This is a genomic window from Streptomyces flavofungini (assembly GCF_041028215.1).
Taxonomy (GTDB): Bacteria; Actinomycetota; Actinomycetes; order Streptomycetales; family Streptomycetaceae; genus Streptomyces; species Streptomyces flavofungini_B.
Genome location: NZ_JASKYR010001512.1, coordinates 1 through 447 on the forward strand (window position 1 = coordinate 1; position 447 = coordinate 447).

The 447-nt window shown below is 73.4% G+C and carries 1 protein-coding gene; it reads right to left on the reverse strand.

Going from position 1 to position 447, the window contains the following annotated elements:
• Positions 1 to 363 (reverse strand): SURF1 family protein (locus AB8Z36_RS41935; RefSeq protein WP_369218554.1); only part of this gene is annotated, 363 nt, incomplete at its 3' end.
• Between the last annotated feature and the right edge of the window lie 84 nt (positions 364 to 447).

Here is a 447-nt window from a genome sequence, read left to right on the forward strand (position 1 = left end):
GCCGCGGACCACCGGGAGTGACTTTCCGCTGTCGGTGCGGAGCAGGGTGAGGACGTAGTAACCGCGCTTGTCGTTCAACTCCCGTCCGGGGACGAGGAGTTGCTCGCCGTACCGGCCGGTGGCGGTGGCCTGTTCGCCCGAGGTCTCCTTGTCGACGGGCAGCAGCGAGTCGAGGGGGCGCGCCGTGGCCTCGGCGCCCGGCTTCTCCCGTGCCTCGGCCTGCCGCTCGGCGGACTCGTGGTCCTGCACGCGGTCCTCGAAGCGGCCGAGCTGCCAGGAGCCCATGAAGATGCAGAAGGGGATGGCCAGCACGACGAAGACGTTGATCCCCCACCAGCGGGGCGTCAGCAGAAACCGGTACACACCCCCACGGTACGGGGCCCCGCGGGCCGCTGAACGCCCGGGGTCACGGGCCCCGCGGCCCCGCGCCGCCCCCGCCGCGGGGCC